We start from the raw sequence: 19,328 nt of genomic DNA on the forward strand, positions 1-19,328 counted from the left end.
TCGCAATCGCGAGCAGGCTCGCTCCCACAGGTTTGCCAGCAAAGACAGCGCTGTCTTTCAGGACCTGAATATTAGGCATAAAAAGAATTCTTTGATCTTCCAGCAAGAATGAGCCGGACGCAGAGGCTTCACCCAACAGCGCAGAAGCGTTTCAGCAGGCGGCGCAAGGATAATGTCCTGTTATCAATAGAGAAAGGGCTTTTGTTGACATGAATCATCTCGGATTCGGTAACAGTGCGCCTGGCCCTGAAGCCCCACGAGGAAGGCTATGCTTCCACCACAAGGGCACCTCGGCTAAGGTGCGCGGCTTTACATCTTTTCCGTGCGAAGGCCTCCCATGACCGAACCCAAGAACAACCCGCTGCACGGCGTGACGCTGGAGCAGATCCTCAACGCCCTCGTGCAGCACTATGAATGGTCGGGCCTGGCCGAACGCATCGACATCCGCTGCTTCAAGAGCGACCCGAGCATCAAGTCGAGCCTGACCTTCCTGCGCAAGACGCCGTGGGCGCGGGAGAAAGTCGAGCGCCTGTACATCAAGTTGATGCGTACCAAGCGGCCGGTTTGAACCGTGGACATCGATCTGCGTCGTCCCGCGCGGCTCGTGGCGGTGGCGGCAGTGCTCGGCTGGACGGGTTTGAGCATCCAGTTGTACCTGATCCTGCTCGGTCGATGGGAACTGGGGGCGAGCCTGTTGGGTGGGCTGGTGAACTTCTTCAGTTTTTTCACGGTGCTGACCAACACCTTGGTGGCGGTGGTGCTGACCTGGGAACTGACGCCTCGCCAATCCCCGGCCCGACGCTGGTTCCTGCTGCCCGGCGTACGCAGTGGTATCGCCGTGAGCATCGCCCTGGTCAGCCTGGCCTATAACCTGCTGTTGCGGCATCTGTGGCAACCCGAAGGCTGGCAGTTCGTGGCCGACGAGTTGCTGCACGACGTGATGCCGCTGCTGTACATCGTCTATTGGTGGCGGTACGTGCCCAAAGGCACCTTGCGCCTGGGCCACATCGGGCTGTGGGTGATCTATCCCTTGGTGTATTTCGCCTACCTCCTGCTGCGCGGGGACTTATTGGCGGCCTACCCCTACCCTTTCATTGATGTAGCGAACCTGGGTTATCCACAGGTGTTCATCAATGCCGGGGGGATATTGGCGGGATTTGTCGGGATTGCGTTGGCGGTGGTAGGAGTGGATCGGTGGTTGGGGCGAACACATTGAAGCCTGGTGAATATGCTCTTGTGGCGAGGGGATTTATCCCCGCTGGGCTGCGTAGCAGCCCAAAGCTGTCAACTTACTCTGCCGGACACACCGAGGCTCCGGATTTGGGGGCTGCTACGCAGCCCAGCGGGGATAAATCCCCTCGCCACAGATAAATCCTCTGCCACAAGGGGGTTGTGTTCCATATCCGGCATCAGCGCCTGGCCGGCAACATCCACACCAACCCACTGCTCTTGGCCCGTTCATGACACAACGCCAAGACACTGCGGCGCTCCTCGTTGTCCATCCGGCTCCAACGGGTGATTTCCGCCACGGTGCGCTGGCAACCGGTGCAGACATCGTCATCGTCCAGCGCGCAGATGTTCACGCAGGGCGAAGGCACCGGGCGTTCAGGGGCGCTCATGATTCCTGCTCGGCAAGGTCGCGGGCGTAGCGCTGCGCGTTGTGGACATAGTGGGCCGCGCTGGCTTCGAGCATTTTCTTCTGGGCCTCGGTCAATTCCCGCACGACCTTGCCGGGCGAGCCCATCACCAGCGAGCCGTCGGGGATCTCCTTGCCTTCACCGATCAGCGAGTTGGCGCCAATGATGCAGTTCTTGCCGATCTTCGCCCCGTTGAGGATCACCGCGTTGATGCCGATAAGGCTGTAGTCGCCCACCGTACAGCCGTGAAGCATGGCGTTGTGGCCGATGGTCACGCCGGTGCCGATGGTCAGCGGGTAGCCCATGTCGGTGTGCATCACCGTGCCGTCCTGCACGTTGCTGTTCTTGCCGATCAGGATCAGTTCGTTGTCGCCGCGCAGGACGGCGTTGAACCAGACATTGGCGCCCTCTTCGAGGCGAACCTTGCCCACCAGCGTGGCGTTGGGCGCGACCCAGCTCTGTGGGTGGGTTTCGACACGGGCATCGCCCAGGCGGTATTTCATGAGGATCCTCGGGTCATCAGGTATTGATGTAGCTTTTGGGCGGCGTGTGCAGGTCGATATCGGCGTCGTACAGCAGGTTGACCAGTTCGACGATCATGATCGCCGTCAGGCCCCAGATCTTGTATTCGCCAAAACGATAGCTGGGCACGTACCAACTGCGGCCTTGGTAATCGATACGGTGCGTGTGTTCGCGCGGGTCCTTGCGGAAGAACTCCAGCGGCACGCTGAACACCGCGGCGATCTCGGCATCGTTGGCCTGGTATTCGACGTAGTCCGGAATCACCCCGACATAAGGCGTGACCTTGATGCCATGCAGCGAGATCAACGGGCTGAGGGGGCCGATCACTTCCACCAGGCCGGGAGGCAGGCCGATTTCTTCCTCGGCTTCGCGCAGGGCGGTGAAGATCAGGTCGGGGTCTTCCGGGTCGCGGCGCCCGCCAGGGAACGCCACCTCGCCGCCATGGGTCGAGAGACCGCTGGCGCGCAGGGTCAGGACCAATTCCGGTTCATCACTGCGGGTGATCGGCACCAGCACCGCGGCTTCAGGGAAACGTCGGTCGGCCTGCAGGTCGTGCGGGGTATGGTTGCTTACTCGATGCAGTAGCTCGTCCAGCATGAGACTTCTCGATTTATTCGCTACCTTGCATCATGCACCAATCATTCAAGCGGCCCAAGCCCCGCACCGCGTCGTGTCGCGAAACGACAACTTGCCGCACCGGCCCACGCACGCCAAGATAGGCGCAGCATTCAGGAACCCAAGCATGAAATTCTGCAGCCAGTGCGGTAACCCGGTGACCCAGCGCATACCCGAAGGCGACTCGCGCCTGCGCTTCGTTTGCGACACCTGCCATACCATCCATTACCAGAACCCCAACATCGTCGCCGGTTGCGTACCGACCTGGGGCAGTAAAGTCCTGTTGTGCCGGCGCGCCATCGAGCCGCGGCGCGGTTACTGGACCCTGCCGGCGGGCTTCATGGAGAACGGCGAAACGGTCGAACAGGCCGCCGTGCGCGAAACCGCCGAAGAGGCGTGCGCCCGGGTGCGAAACTTGAGCATCTATACGCTGATTGACGTACCGCATATCAGCCAGGTACATGTATTCTTCCGCGCCGAACTGGTGGATGAGGATTTCGCCGCCGGGCCCGAGAGCCTGGAAGTGAAACTGTTCGAAGAGGCGGAAATTCCCTGGGATGAGCTGGCTTTCCGCACGGTGGGCCGCACCCTGGAATATTTCTACGCCGACCGCCGGGCCGAGGATTACCCGGTGCGATCCGAATCGATCCCACCGCTGGCCCAGCCCGCCAACACCTGAAAATACCAATCAATATAGCCGCGACACCTCTAGGGATATCGTTTCAATGCGCTGGTTGCTTGTCCTGTTCTGCTTGTCGTTCACCGCTGTGTCCCAGGCCGCCGCCGTGGGAACCTACAACGGCAAGGTCATCGAAAAAGTGCTGGTGCTCAAGTCCGCCCATCAATTGCAATTGATCAACGACGGCAAGCCGCTCAAAACCTATCGCATCTCCCTGGGCAAGGGCGCCAAGAAAGGCCCCAAGCTGATCGAAGGCGACAAGCGCACCCCCGAGGGCTTCTACTGGATCGACTGGCGCAAGACCAGCGACCGTTTCTACCTGTCGATGCACATTTCCTACCCCAACATCAGCGACGCCGCCCGCGCCCGACGCGAAGGCGTGGAGCCGGGGGGCATGATCATGATCCACGGCACCCCGGATTCGGAAGAAAACCCCGAGCAGCTGTTCCATACGCTGGACTGGACCGATGGCTGCATTGCCATGCGCAATGTGGACATGCGCGAGGTTTGGAACCTGGTGCCGGATGGGACGATGATCGAGATCCGACCGTAGCACCCGACCACACATGAGTTCCCTGTGGTGAGGGGATTTATCCCCGTTGGACTGCGCAGCAGTCCCCTAAGCCAACAACTCAATCTGCCTGACACACCGAATTGCCTGACTTGAGGGCTGCTGCGCAGCCCAGCGGGGATAAATCCCCTCGCCACAAAAGTCGGTGGCTATCAGCCTTTTGTTACAAGTCCAGGCACCGCAACGTAATCCCTCCCCCAGCCTTGATCTACTCTCAGAACTGATGCGGTGGGTCGAGGTTCTGCCCAGCAGGTCGCCCCCGCAGAATTCAAAGTGAGACGTGTCACGTCGAAGCATAGGCAGTCATGACGTATGTGATTCGACAGGGCTTCACCGTTCCAGATGAGACATCAAATCATGACAACCAATAACAATTTCATAGGGGCGACGGCTGTCGCGGTGGTGGTGTTGGCGGGTGTGTGGCAACCAGGCGCAGACGCGTGGGGAGCCGATGGAAAAGAGGAGCCGTGGTATACCGCCTGGCTTCAGGTTACCGCGGATTCGAGTGTGCCGATCCGCGATACCAAGCCATCGTTGCATTGGCGTACCGACATGGACACGCTCTATCGAGGGGATACGACGGATCAGGGACTCGGGGCCTTCCAAGACGGGATTTTACCCAAAGCCGTAGGCTTCCCCGTGATCGAGTGGATGTATGACTGGTGGAGCCATGGGGCTGGGGCAGGTAAATCGGTCTACAGCAGTACAACCCGCGACCAGGGGCTCGCCCAACGTTTCGCCAAGGAATGGGTGTATGAGATCAAAGCCCCTCATGGTATCGATCAGGATGTGTCGGGAGGACCTGTCAGTGAGCAAGAAATCAGCTTTCCGGGAGGAGTCAAGCGCCAGTTCATCAAGCAAGCCTGTAAGAAAGACAACCTTGCCGATTGTGAGCCTAACCCGAACTACCGCGAACCGACGGGCCATGAAAGCCCCTTGGAGGTCGCGGCGGTGAGCATCGATTGGAGCCAGATCACGCCCCCGGAAGGTCTGGCATGGGTAACGAGTAAGCAATCCCTCTGGGCAGTCGGCTCTCCAAAAATCAACTCCGTACAAGGGGCGGATGCGCTTGCCCAAGGATTACGAGCCTGGAATTCGCAGGTACCGAACTTGAGATTGGCGAGTGATCCAGAGTCGCCCGTTTTTACCAACTCGGCCGTTGTCGCGTTTCGCGACTATACCGATGCCAAGATCTGGGCCATTGCTCAGGCGCAAAATGGCGGCTGGGTATATGAAGTCAGACCCAATAGCGTGGCCGTGGACTTGTCAGGACGTAACACAGGCGGACGTGAAGGCTCCTTCGCATTCATTGGCGGTATCAAAGGCGGCCTATTGATAAATGCACGCCGGTTCGAGAAAGGCGTGGGCGAACCGGTCGAATGCATCGGCATAGAAAAAGAGGTTTGCCGCCTCGAGAACCGCCATCAATAGTTTTCAAGCCCATGCCAGCAGCCGTGCAGGGTGGCTGATGCTGTCACTTGAGGCTTGCTCGCCACAGGTTCAGTGCTCTGCCGGGACTTTTGTATTCGTCTTTCGATTTATCGCGAGCAGGCTCGCTCCCACAGTGGATTTGTGGTGTTCACAGAACTTGTGGTCGACACTCGTGCCTTGTGGGAGCGAGCCTGCTCGCGATGAGGCTGGCACTTACTTGCATCAGGTCCGAAGCTCTACCCGATCCAAAGCCTTGTTTGCCAACAACGCTCCCAACTCAATTATCTGCGCCACTCCCAATAACACGTGCCGCCGCGAGCCATCCAGGTCGAAGGCAAGATCGCTGAGCATCGCATTGGCCGAGGCCAGGGTTTCGCTGAGGTTGGCTAGCAGGGCTTCGGTATCGACGTTGTCCGAGACGGTGAACAACTGCGTCGAGGGTTGGGGTTCTGGTTCGCTGTCGTCGGGCTTGAGGTAATGGTCCATCGCGCGGTCGGCGGCTTCTTTCAGCTTGTCGGGGGCGTAGTCGCCGTAGGGGAAGGTGGAGGCGGGTTTTGGAGGGTTGGGGGTTTCTTTGATCATTTAGAGCTCCTGATTCAATGGAGCCACCACTCTTCGCGGTCAAACAAAAAGGGGCAGCTGTACGCGGGTTGACCGACCGGGAATCAGAAGAACCGGCACGTCCGAAGACGTCCCACGCACAGCTGCCGCGACACGATACCTCAGGCGAAAGAAAAACGCCTGAACTAGGTCTTGGAACACTGGCGCGTCTAGATTCTCGGACGGTCAAATCCGGTCGCTGAATTTGGCAGCGACACCCAAAGGCTAGAGCCCTCGCTTCCGAGGGACAACCTTAAAAACATGTCGGAAACTTCGGGGCGTCTGACAGACCACCCATCTGATGAGGGATGTTTCGCACAGATTTCAGATGGGCTTTTTTGGATGGGGTTGGGTACATATCCATTGCTGCGGTAACGGCTACTTAGGGTTCCGCCCTGACGGCGGGTCACTTTCGAAAAGCCGGAATGCCGGCCCAGGCGAAAGTAACCAAAGCGCTTCTGCCCCACCACTCGGCACCTCGCCTAGGCTCGGTGTGCCCCGAGGCGGCCTGATAGCCGACCTGGTTCTGGGTGGGTCCGCGTTTCTCCTGTGGGAGCGAGCCTGCTCGCGAGGAGGCCGGCACTTATTGCATCAAGCTATCCACGGTCCTTGTGGCGAGGGGATTTATCCCCGTTGGGCTGCGCAGCAGCCCCCTGGGCAGGTCACTCAATTTGCCTGATGCAACCGGGTTGTCCAGTTTGGGGCCGCTTCGCGCCCCAGCGGGGATAAATCCCCTCGCCACAGAGGGTTCTGTGTTCATTGGTATTTTTTATTCGCCTTCCGATTTTTCGCGAGCAGGCTCGCTCCCACATTCAGTCCTCAGCGGACACAGCCTCTATGTCCAACACAGACCCTTTGTGGGAGCGGGCTTGCTCGCGAAGAGGCCAGTACATTCAACATCCTCGTTGGCTGTTATGCCGCCTTCGCGAGCAAGCCCGCTCCCACAGGGGAATCGGAGTACGACCGGGAGAGCCAGGTCGGCAGTCAGGCCGCCTCGCAAGCAAGCTTTGCTCCCACAGATCTGACGGGTGTACGACTGGGTGAGCAAGGTCGGCTATCAGGCCGCCTCGTGGTGGGGTGGACGTAGATCTCAGCGCCCCGTCAACCATGTGTCCGGTCTATACACGCTTCTCAAAAGTGAGCCGCCGTAAGGGCGGAACCCTAAGTGGCCGTTACCGCAGCAACGGATATACACACAAAACAAACAACCGCCGGTCACCACAAAAATAAATATCAATTTTCAAAACCCGCGCCCCATGCATACCACTGACCTCTAATCCCCAGCCCAAAGCAAGTAATCTCACGCACTATCCCCACCACCCTAATACCACTTCAAACAACCCCTCTAAAAACACCCCATAAACACTCGTAACCCACCAGAGCCAACGTTGACATGGTATTCAAGTGGTATTAGCTTCAACCCCACTCACCGAGCGAAAACTCCTACAAATCCGCATCGGATACATCAATGAACGACATTCTGGCCCTGCGCCCCGACGACACCCAACCCACCCCGCTCTACCTGCAACTGGCACGCAACCTGGAAACCGCCATCCACGCCGGCCAGTGGAAAGCCGAGCAAGCGATGCCATCCGAACGCAGCTTGAGCGAGCAACTGGGCATTTCCCGGGTCACCGCCCGCAAAGCGCTGGAAGTGCTGTTCGAACAAGGCCTGATCCGCCGCAACCAGGGCTCGGGCACGTTCATCACCCCGCGTCTGGAACAACCGCTGTCACGCCTCAGCGGCTTCAGCGAGATGCTACGGCTCAAGGGCTTCGTGCCCGGTTCGCAATGGCTGGAACGGGAAATCACCCCGCCAACCCACGAAGAACTGATCCGCCTGGGCCTGTCGCCCACCGACAAAGTCGCGCGGCTCAAGCGCCTGCGCAAGGCCGACGACACGGTCATGGCCATCGAAATGAGCACCCTGCCCGCCAGCATCATCCCCAAGCCGCAAGCGGTGGGCGATTCGCTCTACGAATTCCTCGACGGCATCGGCAAACCGGTAGTGCGCGCGCTGCAACACATCCAGGCCATCAACGCCTCGGACGAATTCGCCGCCCTGGTGGGCATCGCCCCCGGCACCGCGATGTTGCTGATGACCCGGGTCGGCTACCTGGAAGACAACACCCCCATCGAAGTCACCGACACCTATTGCCGCAACGACTACTACGACTTTGTCGCAGAGCTGCGGCGTTAGACGACTAGAGAGTGCCCATGTCCGAAGACAACATCCTCACCGCCCATGGCTGGGTTCGTGGCCGGCTGATCCATGAACACGGCAAGGTCGTGGCCATCGACGGCCAGCCCTGCGATCCGGCGAGCAACGACCTGCCCTATCTGCTGCCCGGCTTCATCGACCTGCACGTCCACGGCGGTGGCGGCATGGACATCATGCAAGGCGCCCCGGCGTTCGAAACCATCGCCCGCACCCATGTGCGTTTCGGCACGACGTCGTTGCTGGCGACCACCATGACCGCGCCCAGCGACGAGATCGCCAGCGTACTCAAGGCACTCGGCGAGTTCTGCGAGCAGCGGCGCCACGGCAACGCCCGGGTTCTCGGCGTACATCTGGAAGGCCCTTACATCAACCCGGGCAAACTGGGCGCCCAACCGAATTTCGCCCACACCGCGCTGCTGGCCGAGGTGGAGAGTTACCTGGCCCTGGCACCGATCCGGGTGATCACCATCGCCCCGGAAATCGCCGGCCACGACGCCCTGATCCGCACCCTCAGCACCCGGGGCGTGCGCATGCAGATCGGCCACACCCTGGGCAGCTACGAGGAAGGCGTCGCCGCGCTGGCGGCCGGGGCCAGCAGTTTCACGCACTTGTACAACGCCATGAGCCCGCTGCATCACCGTGAACCGGGTATCGTTGGCGCAGCACTGGCCCATGCGCAATACGCCGAGCTGATCCCGGATCTGCTGCACGTACACCCCGGCGCCATGCGCGTGGCCCTGCGTTCGATCCCGTGCCTGTATTGCGTGACCGATTCCACCGCCGCCGCCGGCATGCCCGATGGCGAATACAAGCTGGGCAGCCACACCGTGACCAAATGCCTGGGCGGCGTACGGCTGGCCGATGGCACCCTGGCCGGCAGCACCCTGACCATGGACCAGGCCCTGCGCAACCTGGTGAAAATCGGCCTGCCCATCCGCGAGGCCTCGCAACGCCTGTCCCAATTCCCTGCCGACTACCTCGGCCTGGCCGAGCGCGGACGCCTGCAACCCGGCGCCTGGGCCGACTGCGTGCGCCTGGACCGTTCCCTGACGCTGACCGACGTGATGGTCGAAGGAGAAGCCATTGACTTCAAAAATGCTTGAAGAGGCCCTGGCCTCGTGGGAAGCCGTCGAGCGCCAGTTGCAGCAACTGGACCCGGCCCTCAAGGAAATCGCCGGACGCCTGCGCCGTCAGCCGCCGCAAGTGGCGATGACCGTCGCCCGTGGCAGTTCCGACCACGCCGCCAGCTACTTCGCCTACCTGACCATGCAGTTATTGGGCATCCCGGTGGCCTCGCTGCCAATGTCGGTGGTGACCATGCAGCAGGCGCCGCTCAAGGTCAGCGGCCAGGTGGCCTTTGCGTTTTCCCAGTCGGGACAGAGCCCGGACCTGGTCGACAGCCTGCGCCTGCTGCGCAAGCGCGGCGCCTTGAGCGTGGCCTTGGTCAACGCCGCCGACTCACCGCTGGAAGCGGCATGTGAATTCAGCGTGCCGTTGTGCGCCGGTGTGGAAAGCAGCGTCGCCGCCACCAAGAGTTTCATCGCCACCCTGAGCGCCAGTGCGCGACTGGTGGCCCACTGGAAGGACGACGCCGAATTGCTCGAAGCCGGCAATGCCCTGCCCGAAGGTTTGCGCGATGCCGCCCATCAGGACTGGGGCGTTGCCGTCGAAGCCCTGCGCAACTGCCAGCGGTTGATGGTGATTGGTCGGGGCGCCGGGTTCGCCATCGCCCAGGAAGCCGCGCTCAAGTTCAAGGAAACCTCGGCGATCCAGGCCGAAGCCTTCAGCAGCGCCGAGGTCCGCCACGGGCCGATGGCCCTGATCGATGCCGACTACCCGCTGCTGGTGTTCGCCCCACGCGGTGCCGAGCAGGCCGGGGTGTTGAGCCTGGCCGCAGACATGCGCCAGCGCGGCGCCCGGGTGTTGCTGGCGGCGCCGGATGACATCGCCGAACGCGACCTGACGCTGACCCGCGCCGGACACCCGGCCCTGGACCCGATCCTGGCGATCCAGAGCTTCTACGGCATGGCCGCGAACCTGGCGGTGGCCCGAGGCCTGGACCCGGACCAGCCACGGCATTTGAGCAAGGTCACCCGTACGCACTGAGCCATCTTTTAATAAAAGAGTCTGATGAGAGCGCCCCATGCCCAACAATAATAAAGAGCTGACCCTCAGCGCCCCGCTCAGCGGCCCGGTGCTCACCCTCGCCAACGTCCCGGACGCGGTGTTCGCCAGTGGCGCGATGGGCGACGGGATCGCCATCGATCCGCTGAACGACACCCTCTATGCGCCGTGTGCCGGTGAAGTGATCCACGTCGCCCGCAGCGGCCACGCCATGACCCTGCGCGCCGACAACGGCGCCGAACTGCTGCTGCACCTGGGCCTGGACACGGTCGAGCTGCAGGGCGAGGGATTTTCCATGCTGGTCAAGGAAGGCGCGCGGGTCAGCAATGGCCAGCCACTGCTGCGTTATGACGTGGACAAGGTGGCATTGCGCTGCAAGAGCCTGGTCAGCCTAATGGTCATCACCAACGGCGAGCACTTTCAGGCGCGGCCTATCACCCTCAAAGGGGTGAAGGTCGGCGAGCCGCTGTTGCACGTCGTCGCCAAGACTCCGGCTGAGATGCAAGACGAAGACCAGGCCATTGGCATCGAAGTCTTCGGTCAGGTGCGCATCGCCCATCGTGGCGGTCTGCACGCCCGCCCGGCGGCGTTGATCCGCCAGACCGCACAGGGCTTCAAGAGCCGTTCGCAGCTGCATTTCCAAGGCAAATCGGCATCCTGCGACAGCGTGATGGGAATGATGGGCCTGGCCATTACCGAACAGGCAGAGGTGCACGTCAGTTGCCGGGGCAGCGATGCCGAAGCGGCGTTGCACGCCCTGCTAAGCACGTTATCCACAGCCCTGGCTGAAGAAGCCCACGCCGTGACGCCTGCGGTAAAAGCCCAGAACCGTAGGGCCGAAGCCGGCGTGCTGCATGGTGTGTGTGCGGCCCCCGGTCTGGTGGCCGGGCCGTTGGTTCGACTCGATGGCATTCAATTGCCCGAGGACGCTGGCCACCATGACGTCGAAGAACAACGGCAACGGCTGGACGATGCCTTGGCGCAAGTCCGTCAGGCAATCCAGCTCACCCTGGAAAACGCCAGGACCCGCCGCCAGCGCGACGAAGAAGCAATCTTCAGCGCTCATCTGGCGCTGCTGGAAGACCCAGTCTTGCTCGACGCCGCGCACCTTGCCATTGACCAGGGCAGTGCCGCGAGCCACGCCTGGAGCCGCTCCATCGACGTCCAATGCCAGGTGTTGCAGCAACTGGGCAGCACGCTGCTGGCCGAGCGCGCCAATGATTTACGCGACCTGCGCCAGCGAGTCTTGCGGGCGCTGTTGGGCGAGGCCTGGCAATTCGACGTGCCGGCGGGCGCCATCATTGCCGCGCAGGAACTGACCCCATCGGATCTGCTGCAACTCAGTGCCCAAGGCGTGGCCGGCGTGTGCATGGTTGAGGGCGGGGCAACCTCCCATGTGGCGATCCTGGCCCGCGGCAAAGGCCTGCCGTGCCTGGTGGCGCTGGGCGATGCGTTGCTAGTGCAGGCGCCGGGACAATCGGTGGTGCTGGATGCCGACGGCGGCCGCCTCGAACTTGCGCCAACCGCCGAGCGCCTGGCCCAGGTGCAGCAAGAACAAATGCGGCGAACGACCCAACACGCCCAACATCAGGCCCTCGCCCACACACCGGCGCACACCCGCGATGGCGTGAATATAGAAGTGGCAGCCAATGTCGCCTCCAGCGGAGATGCGGCCCAGGCGTTGGCAAGCGGTGCCGACGGGGTTGGCTTGCTGCGCACTGAATTCCTTTTCGTCGACCGCCACACCGCGCCCGATGAAGAAGAACAACGCCAGGCCTATCAAGCCGTGCTCGATGCCATGGGCGACAAGCCGGTGATCATCCGCACCATCGATGTCGGCGGCGACAAGCAGTTGGATTACCTACCACTGCCCGCCGAAGCCAACCCGGTGCTGGGCCTGCGCGGCATCCGCCTGGCCCAGTTGCGGCCGGAACTGCTCGACCAGCAACTGCGGGCCTTGCTGCAAACCCGTCCGCTGCAGCGCTGCCGAATCCTGCTGCCGATGGTGACCGAGGTCGACGAGTTGCTGCTCATCCGCCAGCGCCTCGATGCCTTGGCCAGCGAAGTGGGCCTGAGCGAACGCCCGCAACTGGGGGTGATGATCGAAGTACCGGCCGCCGCGTTACTGGCCGAACAACTGGCCGAACACGCGGACTTCCTCTCCATCGGCACCAACGACCTCTCGCAATACACCCTGGCCATGGACCGCGACCACGCCGGCCTCGCCGCCCGGGTCGATGCCTTGCACCCGGCACTGCTGCGGCTGATCGCCCAGACCTGCGCTGGCGCGGCGAAGCATGGACGCTGGGTCGGCGTGTGCGGCGCCCTGGCCTCCGATCCATTGGCCACGCCCGTACTGATCGGGCTGGGCGTACGGGAACTGTCGGTCAGCCCGCCGCAGATCGCTGAAATCAAGGCGCGCGTGCGCCAGCTCGACACCATCAAGTGCGCTTGCCTCAGCGCCGAACTGCTGAACCTGGGCAGTGCCGCCGCCGTGCGCCGCGCCTGTCACCAACACTGGCCCCTGGGCTGAGCCCACATCCAAGAACGATAAGGAAGGGACACCATGTACCAACATTTCATCGAAGGGCTGCAACGCCTCGGCCGCGCGCTGATGCTGCCGATCGCGATCCTGCCGATTGCCGGCCTGTTGCTGCGCCTGGGCGACACCGATCTTTTGAACATCGCCATCATCCACGACGCCGGGCAAGCGATTTTCGCCAACCTGGCAATGATCTTCGCCATCGGCATCGCCGTGGGTTTCGCCCGGGACAATAACGGTACGGCCGGGTTGGCCGGGGCCATTGGTTATCTGGTGATGATCGCCACCCTGAAGGTGCTCGATGCCAGCATCAATATGGGCATGCTCGCCGGGATCATCAGCGGCCTGCTGGCTGGCGCGCTGTATAACCGCTTCAAGGACATCAAGCTGCCGGAGTACCTGGCGTTCTTTGGTGGCCGGCGCTTCGTGCCGATTGTCACTGGTTTCAGCGCCGTCGGCCTTGGCGTGGTGTTCGGCCTGATCTGGCCACCGGTCCAGCAAGGCATCAACAGCTTCGGCGCCTTGCTGATGGAAAGTGGCAGCATCGGTGCGTTCGTGTTCGGCGTGTTCAACCGGCTGCTGATCGTCACCGGCCTGCACCATATCCTCAACAACATGGCCTGGTTCATCTTCGGCAGCTTCACCGACCCGCAAACCGGCGCGGTGGTCACGGGCGATCTGACTCGTTACTTTGCCGGCGATCCCAATGGCGGCCAGTTCATGACCGGCATGTTCCCGGTGATGCTCTTCGGCCTGCCCGCCGCGTGCCTGGCGATGTACCGCAATGCCCTGCCCCAGCGGCGCAAAGTCATGGGCGGGATTTTGTTGTCCATGGCGCTGACGTCGTTTCTCACCGGGGTCACCGAACCGGTGGAATTCGCCTTCATGTTCCTCGCACCGTTGTTGTTCCTGTTGCATGCCTTGCTCACCGGGCTGTCGATGGCGATCACCGATCTGCTGAACATCCGCCTGGGCTTCACCTTCTCCGGCGGTTTCATCGACATGGTCCTGGGTTGGGGCAAGTCCAGTAACGGTTGGTTGGTGGTACCGGTGGGCCTGGTCTATGCGGTGATCTATTACACGGTGTTCGACTTCTGCATCCGTCGTTTCGACCTGAAGACCCCAGGGCGTGAGGACGTGCCGGCCGGGGACAAACCGGTCATCGCCCAGAACCAGCGCGCCAAGGCCTACATCCAGGCCTTGGGTGGCGCGGACAATCTGATCACCGTCGGCGCCTGTACCACACGGCTGCGCCTGGACATGGTCGATCGCAACAAAGCGTCCGACACGCAACTCAAAGCCCTTGGCGCCATGGCCGTGGTGCGTCCCGGCAATGGCGGGAGCTTGCAGGTAGTGGTCGGGCCGATGGCCGACAGCATTGCCGATGAAATTCGCCTGGCCCTGCCCTCTTCCGACCGTCCAGCCACTGCACCCGTGGTGGCGCTGGTTGAGCCTGCTGTACCCACGACCGTGTCCAGGGCCGAAGCGCAGCAGTGGCTGGATGCGCTGGGTGGCGCTGGCAATGTGTTGCAGCTCGATTGCGTGGCGACGAGCCGGTTGCGGGTGCGACTGGCCGATGGCCAAGGGTTGTCGGAGAGCCAGCTCAAGGCACTGGGTTGCCAGGGGGTGAGCCCGTTGGACGGTGGCGTCTGGCACCTGCTGCTGGGGGAGAAAGCGCCGGGGTTGTGGCGGGCGTTGGAGGCGGTGGTGCTGAGTCGTCAGGCGGGTGTCAAAGCCTGAATTTTCGTTGCCTGATAGCCTGCTCGCGATGAGGCCGGCACATACCCAACACATCCGACAGACCGCCCCCCCTGTGGCGAGGGGATTTATCCCCGCTGGGCTGCGCAGCAGCCCCAAAGCAAGCAAACTCAATTTGCCTGACACACCGAGTTGCCGGGTTTGGGGGCCGCTTCGCAGCCCAGCGGGGATAAATCCCCTCGCCACAGTTCTGTGCGCACTCTGAATCCCGCTAATAAAAAACCCGCTGAATAATCAGCGGGTTCTTCATTCAAGCGCCAGAGGATCAGAAATCCTCCAACCGCCACACTTCATACGCCGGTGTCTCGTAGGGATGGCTCTGTTTCAGCGCCTCCACTACGGGGCGGATCAACTCATCGGCAACGACTAGCTCCACCTTCCATTCCTCGACCTGCTCGACCTGCCCCGCTTCGCCAATGAACGGCTGGCTGCCGTCCAACGGGCGGAACTGGCCCAGGCCCAGCACTTGCCAGGCGCAGTGGTCATAGTCGCCGATCCGCCCGCCACCGGCGGCGAATACGGCGCTTTTGACCTCGTCCAGGTGGCTGGTCGGGACGAAGAAGCAGAGCTTGTACACCGCCTCAGTTCACCCAGACGCGGGCGTTGCGGAACATGCGCATCCATGGCGCGTCTTCGTTCCAGTCGTCCGAACGCCACGAGTTCTGCACCGCGCGGAATACCCGCTCAGGGTGCGGCATCATGATCGTGACGCGACCGTCGCGGCTGGTCAGGCCGGTGATCCCGCGCGGCGAGCCGTTCGGGTTGGCCGGGTAGGTTTCGGTGACCTTGCCGTGGTTGTCGACGAAACGCAGCGCCACACAACCGGACAGGTCGGCTTCGAGCAGGGCTTCCTCGCTTTCGAATTCGGCATGGCCTTCACCGTGGGCGATGGCGATCGGCATGCGCGAACCGGCCATGCCCTGCAGGAAGATCGAGTTCGATTCCTGGACCTGGACCATCGCCACGCGCGCTTCGAACTGCTCGGAGCGGTTGCGCACGAAGTGCGGCCAGAACTCGCTGCCCGGGATCAGCTCGTGCAGGTTGGACATCATCTGGCAACCGTTGCACACGCCGAGGGTGAAACTGTCGGTACGTTCGAAGAAACCCTGGAACGCATCGCGGGCGCGGCTGTTGAACAGTGCCGACTTGGCCCAGCCTTCACCGGCACCCAGCACGTCACCGTAGGAGAAACCGCCACAGGCGACCATGCCCTTGAAGTCGTTCAGGTCGACACGACCGGCGAGGATGTCGCTCATGTGCACGTCGATCGCGCTGAAACCGGCACGGTCGAACGCCGCCGCCATTTCCACCTGGCCGTTGACGCCCTGCTCGCGCAGCACCGCCACTTGTGGGCGAATGCCTTTCTTGATGTAAGGCGCGGCCACGTCGTGGTTGACGTCGTAGCTGAGCTTGGCGCTCAAACCCGGGTTGTCTTCTTCCAGCAGCGCGTCGAATTCCTGCTCGGCGCAGTCGGCGTTGTCGCGCAGACGCTGGATCTGGTAGCTGGTTTCCGCCCACTGGCGCTGCAACAGGCGGCGCTGGCCTTCGAAGACGGTGTCGCCGTTGAAGGTGATGTTGATGTGGGCGTTGTTGATCGGCTGGCCGATCACCGAGACGCAGTCGGCCAGGCCGGCGGCGCTGAACTGGGCGAGGATGTCCGGGGTAGCGTCCTGGCGAACCTGGATCACCGCACCCAGTTCTTCGTTGAACAGGATGGCCGGGATTTCGGCTTTGGATTCCGCGACGCTGTCGAGGGTCAGGCTCAGGCCGCAGTGGCCGGCGAAAGCCATTTCCACCACGGTGGTCAGCAAACCGCCGTCGGAACGGTCGTGGTAGGCCAGCAGGTGACCGTCGGCGTTGAGACCCTGGATCACGGCGAAGAACGCCTTCAGGTCTTCGGCATCGTCGACGTCCGGCGCTTGCGAACCGAGCTTGCCGTGCACCTGGGCCAGGATCGAGGCGCCCATGCGGTTCTGGCCGCGACCCAGGTCGATCAGGATCAGGTCGGTGGTGCCCTTGTCCATGCGCAGTTGCGGGGTCAGGGTCTGGCGGATGTCGGTGACCGGAGCGAAACCGGTCACGATCAGCGACAGCGGCGAGGTCACGCTCTTGTCCACGCCTTCGTCGTTCCAGCGCGTGGCCATGGACATGGAGTCCTTGCCCACCGGAATGGTGATGCCCAGCTCCGGACACAGCTCCATGCCGACGGCCTTGACCGTGTCGTACAGGCGGGCATCTTCACCCGGGTGGCCGGCGGCGGACATCCAGTTGGCCGACAGCTTGATGTCGGAAATCTTGCCGATGCGCGAGGCGGCGATGTTGGTCAGGGTCTCGCCAATCGCCATGCGGCCCGACGCCGGAGCGTCCAGCAGCGCCAGCGGCGTACGCTCGCCCATGGCCATGGCTTCGCCGGTGTAGACGTCGAAGCTGGTGGCGGTCACGGCCACGTCGGCCACCGGCACCTGCCACGGGCCGACCATCTGGTCGCGGGCTACGAGGCCGGTGATGGTGCGGTCGCCGATGGTGATCAGGAAGCTTTTGCTCGCCACGGCCGGGTGATGCAGCACGCGTTCGATGGACTCGGCGAGGTCGAGGGTGGACGGATCGAAATCGTCGCCCAACTCGGTTTCACGAACGGCCGAACGGTGCATGCGCGGGGCCTTGCCCAGCAGCACTTCCAGCGGCATGTCCACCGGGCTGTTGCCGAAGTGGCTGTCGGTGACGGTCAGTTGCGGCTCGGCGGTGGCTTCACCCACCACGGCGAACGGGCAGCGCTCGCGCTCGCAGATGGCCTGGAAGCGTTCGAAGTCAGCCGGGCCGACCGCCAGGACGTAACGTTCCTGGGATTCGTTGCTCCAGATTTCGTGCGGGGCCATGCCCGGCTCGTCGTTCGGAATGTTGCGCAGTTCGAAGCGGCCACCACGGCCACCGTCGTTGACCAGTTCCGGGAAGGCGTTGGACAGGCCACCGGCGCCGACGTCGTGGATGAAGCTGATGGGGTTGTGTTCGCCCAACTGCCAGCAACGGTCGATGACTTCCTGGCAACGGCGTTCCATTTCCGGGTTTTCCCGCTGGACCGAAGCGAAGTCCAGGTCCGCCGAGCTGGTACCGGTGGCCATGGAGGAAGCGGCGCCGCCACCCAGGCCGATCAGCATCGCCGGGCCACCGAGGACGATCAGCTTGGAGCCGACCACGATTTCGCCTTTCTGCACGTGTTCGGCGCGGATGTTGCCCATGCCGCCGGCAAGCATGATCGGCTTGTGGTAACCACGGACTTCCTCACCACGCGGGGTGCTGATGGACTGTTCGAAAGTACGGAAATAGCCAGTCAGGGCCGGACGGCCGAATTCGTTGTTGAACGCCGCGCCCCCCAGGGGGCCTTCGATCATGATGTCCAGGGCGTTGACGATGCGCTCAGGCTTGCCGTACGGCTTTTCCCACGGCTGTTCGAAGCCCGGGATCTGCAGGTTCGATACGGTGAAGCCGGTCAGGCCAGCCTTGGGCTTGGCACCGCGACCGGTGGCGCCTTCGTCGCGGATCTCGCCACCGGAACCGGTGGACGCGCCCGGGAATGGGGCGATGGCGGTCGGGTGGTTGTGAGTCTCGACCTTCATCAGGATATGCACCGGCTCCTGGACCGCACCGTACTGGCGGGTCTCGGGATTCGGGTAGAAACGACCGGCGACGTTGCCGACGATCACCGCGGCGTTGTCCTTGTAGGCCGAGAGCACACCTTCGTTGTGCATCTGGTAGGTGTTCTTGATCATGCCGAACAGGCTTTTTTCCTGGCTCTGGCCGTCAATGTCCCAACTGGCGTTGAAGATCTTGTGGCGGCAGTGCTCGGAGTTGGCCTGGGCGAACATCATCAGTTCGATGTCGTGGGGGTTGCGCTTGAGGCCCTGGAAGGCGTTGACCAGGTAATCGATCTCGTCCTCGGCCAGGGCCAGGCCCAGTTCGGCGTTGGCTTTTTCCAGCGCGGCACGACCGCCGCCCAGCACGTCGATAGCGGTCAGCGGCTTGGGTTCGGCGTGGCTGAACAGGCCGGCAGCCTGCTCCAGGTTACCCAGCACGACCTGGGTCATGCGGTCATGCAAGCCATCGGCGATCAACTGGGCCTCGGCCTCGCTGAACTCACCGGAGACATAGAAGGCAATACCGCGCTCCAGGCGCTGGATTTTCGCCAGGCCGCAGTTGCGGGCGATGTCGCTGGCCTTGCTCGACCACGGCGAAATGGTGCCGAAACGCGGCAGTACCAGGAACAGACGACCGGCCGGCTCCTGGACGGGAACACTGGGACCGTACTTCAGAAGGCGCGCGAGCACCTGCTGTTCGTCGCCGGTCAAACCGCCGGTGACTTCGGCGAAGTGAGCGAATTCAGCATACAAGCCACTGACAGCCGGAACCTTCTGGCTCAGTTGCTCAAGGAGTTTGCTGTGGCGAAAGGCAGAAAGGGCAGGAGCGCCGCGCAGGATCAACATCTTCGGGACAGCCTCGGGAAGGGGGTGTGCTTTGAGGCCGTGCATTCTAGCCTAAACCGCCGGCAACGGCACCCGAAACGGCACGCGCGGTGCGAGCCGAATGTCGGTCTTTGCCTGCACGGTGCTATTGGACACCCGTACCCATGCTTG

16 protein-coding genes are annotated in these 19,328 nt (G+C 62.5%); 10 read left to right on the plus strand and 6 right to left on the minus strand.

Annotated elements, in window-relative coordinates; genetic code table 11:
• The first annotated feature begins 337 nt into the window (after positions 1-337).
• On the plus strand, positions 338-568 hold the full coding sequence (locus AC30D9_RS20305) for a VF530 family protein (protein ID WP_490144728.1): 231 nt from the start codon (positions 338-340) through the stop codon (positions 566-568).
• Between the two features lie 3 nt (positions 569-571).
• Positions 572-1,216, plus strand: coding sequence for a Pr6Pr family membrane protein (locus tag AC30D9_RS20310; RefSeq protein ID WP_490144729.1), 645 nt, complete (start codon positions 572-574; stop codon positions 1,214-1,216).
• Positions 1,217-1,409: 193 nt separating this feature from the next.
• On the opposite strand, the gene AC30D9_RS20315 is transcribed toward AC30D9_RS20310, so the two are convergent.
• From AC30D9_RS20315 to AC30D9_RS20325, 3 genes are read right to left on the minus strand one after another with little or no spacing between them, the layout of a single operon-like run.
• Complete coding sequence (locus AC30D9_RS20315) at positions 1,410-1,619, minus strand: DUF1289 domain-containing protein (protein WP_134925643.1); 210 nt, start codon at positions 1,617-1,619, stop codon at positions 1,410-1,412.
• On the minus strand, positions 1,616-2,140 hold the full coding sequence (locus AC30D9_RS20320) for a gamma carbonic anhydrase family protein (protein ID WP_134925644.1): 525 nt from the start codon (positions 2,138-2,140) through the stop codon (positions 1,616-1,618). Before AC30D9_RS20320 ends, AC30D9_RS20315 begins: the two co-directional genes overlap by 4 nt.
• 16 nt (positions 2,141-2,156) lie before the next feature.
• Positions 2,157-2,756 (minus strand): CoA pyrophosphatase, encoded by a 600-nt coding sequence (locus AC30D9_RS20325; protein WP_014339998.1) that lies wholly within the window; start codon positions 2,754-2,756, stop codon positions 2,157-2,159.
• 145 nt (positions 2,757-2,901) lie between these two features.
• Here AC30D9_RS20325 and AC30D9_RS20330 point away from each other — a divergent pair, with 145 nt between their 5' ends.
• The 3 genes from AC30D9_RS20330 (at position 2,902) to AC30D9_RS20340 (ending at position 5,455) form a co-directional block, all read left to right on the plus strand.
• Positions 2,902-3,453, plus strand: a complete 552-nt coding sequence (locus AC30D9_RS20330; protein ID WP_210640609.1) for an NUDIX hydrolase — start codon at positions 2,902-2,904, stop codon at positions 3,451-3,453.
• 46 nt (positions 3,454-3,499) lie between these two features.
• A complete protein-coding gene (locus AC30D9_RS20335) occupies positions 3,500-4,006 on the plus strand; it encodes a L,D-transpeptidase family protein (RefSeq protein WP_072409000.1) in 507 nt (168 codons plus the stop codon).
• Positions 4,007-4,381: 375 nt separating this feature from the next.
• A complete protein-coding gene (locus AC30D9_RS20340; protein ID WP_490144730.1) occupies positions 4,382-5,455 on the plus strand; it encodes a scabin-related ADP-ribosyltransferase in 1,074 nt (357 codons plus the stop codon).
• 222 nt (positions 5,456-5,677) lie between these two features.
• Here the strand turns inward: AC30D9_RS20340 and AC30D9_RS20345 are convergent, their stop codons facing one another.
• Positions 5,678-6,037, minus strand: coding sequence for a DUF6124 family protein (locus AC30D9_RS20345; protein ID WP_490144731.1), 360 nt, complete (start codon positions 6,035-6,037; stop codon positions 5,678-5,680).
• Positions 6,038-7,523: 1,486 nt separating this feature from the next.
• Here AC30D9_RS20345 and AC30D9_RS20350 point away from each other — a divergent pair.
• From AC30D9_RS20350 to nagE, 5 genes are read left to right on the plus strand one after another with little or no spacing between them, the layout of a single operon-like run.
• Entirely contained in the window at positions 7,524-8,255 is a 732-nt protein-coding gene (locus AC30D9_RS20350) for a GntR family transcriptional regulator (protein WP_072395392.1), read from the plus strand.
• A gap of 17 nt (positions 8,256-8,272) precedes the next feature.
• Positions 8,273-9,379, plus strand: a complete 1,107-nt coding sequence (nagA, locus tag AC30D9_RS20355) for an N-acetylglucosamine-6-phosphate deacetylase (RefSeq protein WP_490144732.1) — start codon at positions 8,273-8,275, stop codon at positions 9,377-9,379.
• A complete protein-coding gene (locus tag AC30D9_RS20360; protein ID WP_490144733.1) occupies positions 9,360-10,382 on the plus strand; it encodes an SIS domain-containing protein in 1,023 nt (340 codons plus the stop codon). The genes nagA and AC30D9_RS20360 overlap by 20 nt, the downstream gene beginning before the upstream one ends.
• Positions 10,383-10,419: 37 nt before the next feature.
• Positions 10,420-12,933, plus strand: coding sequence for a phosphoenolpyruvate--protein phosphotransferase (gene ptsP / locus AC30D9_RS20365; RefSeq protein ID WP_490144734.1), 2,514 nt, complete (start codon positions 10,420-10,422; stop codon positions 12,931-12,933).
• Positions 12,934-12,966: 33 nt separating this feature from the next.
• Positions 12,967-14,682, plus strand: a complete 1,716-nt coding sequence (gene nagE, locus AC30D9_RS20370; RefSeq protein WP_490144735.1) for an N-acetylglucosamine-specific PTS transporter subunit IIBC — start codon at positions 12,967-12,969, stop codon at positions 14,680-14,682.
• Between the two features lie 283 nt (positions 14,683-14,965).
• Here the strand turns inward: nagE and AC30D9_RS20375 are convergent, their stop codons facing one another.
• Entirely contained in the window at positions 14,966-15,277 is a 312-nt protein-coding gene (locus tag AC30D9_RS20375) for a YqfO family protein (RefSeq protein ID WP_307574349.1), read from the minus strand.
• Between the two features lie 4 nt (positions 15,278-15,281).
• Positions 15,282-19,178: a phosphoribosylformylglycinamidine synthase gene (gene purL, locus AC30D9_RS20380; RefSeq protein WP_490144736.1), complete on the minus strand. Its 3,897-nt coding sequence runs from the start codon at positions 19,176-19,178 to the stop codon at positions 15,282-15,284.
• Between the last annotated feature and the right edge of the window lie 150 nt (positions 19,179-19,328).

The sequence above is a fragment of the Pseudomonas sp. DF11 genome (assembly GCF_058148565.1).

Excerpts from the sequence above, each read along its gene's own strand:
- AC30D9_RS20305 (WP_490144728.1), top strand. The coding sequence starts at position 338 with ATGACCGAACCCAAGAACAACCCGCTGCACGGCGTGACGCTGGAGCAG.
- AC30D9_RS20315 (WP_134925643.1), bottom strand. The coding sequence starts at position 1,619 with ATGAGCGCCCCTGAACGCCCGGTGCCTTCGCCCTGCGTGAACATCTGC.
- AC30D9_RS20320 (WP_134925644.1), bottom strand. The coding sequence starts at position 2,140 with ATGAAATACCGCCTGGGCGATGCCCGTGTCGAAACCCACCCACAGAGC.
- AC30D9_RS20325 (WP_014339998.1), bottom strand. The coding sequence starts at position 2,756 with ATGCTGGACGAGCTACTGCATCGAGTAAGCAACCATACCCCGCACGAC.
- AC30D9_RS20330 (WP_210640609.1), top strand. The coding sequence starts at position 2,902 with ATGAAATTCTGCAGCCAGTGCGGTAACCCGGTGACCCAGCGCATACCC.
- AC30D9_RS20335 (WP_072409000.1), top strand. The coding sequence starts at position 3,500 with ATGCGCTGGTTGCTTGTCCTGTTCTGCTTGTCGTTCACCGCTGTGTCC.
- AC30D9_RS20340 (WP_490144730.1), top strand. The coding sequence starts at position 4,382 with ATGACAACCAATAACAATTTCATAGGGGCGACGGCTGTCGCGGTGGTG.
- AC30D9_RS20345 (WP_490144731.1), bottom strand. The coding sequence starts at position 6,037 with ATGATCAAAGAAACCCCCAACCCTCCAAAACCCGCCTCCACCTTCCCC.
- AC30D9_RS20350 (WP_072395392.1), top strand. The coding sequence starts at position 7,524 with ATGAACGACATTCTGGCCCTGCGCCCCGACGACACCCAACCCACCCCG.
- nagA (WP_490144732.1), top strand. The coding sequence starts at position 8,273 with ATGTCCGAAGACAACATCCTCACCGCCCATGGCTGGGTTCGTGGCCGG.
- ptsP (WP_490144734.1), top strand. The coding sequence starts at position 10,420 with ATGCCCAACAATAATAAAGAGCTGACCCTCAGCGCCCCGCTCAGCGGC.
- nagE (WP_490144735.1), top strand. The coding sequence starts at position 12,967 with ATGTACCAACATTTCATCGAAGGGCTGCAACGCCTCGGCCGCGCGCTG.
- purL (WP_490144736.1), bottom strand. The coding sequence starts at position 19,178 with ATGTTGATCCTGCGCGGCGCTCCTGCCCTTTCTGCCTTTCGCCACAGC.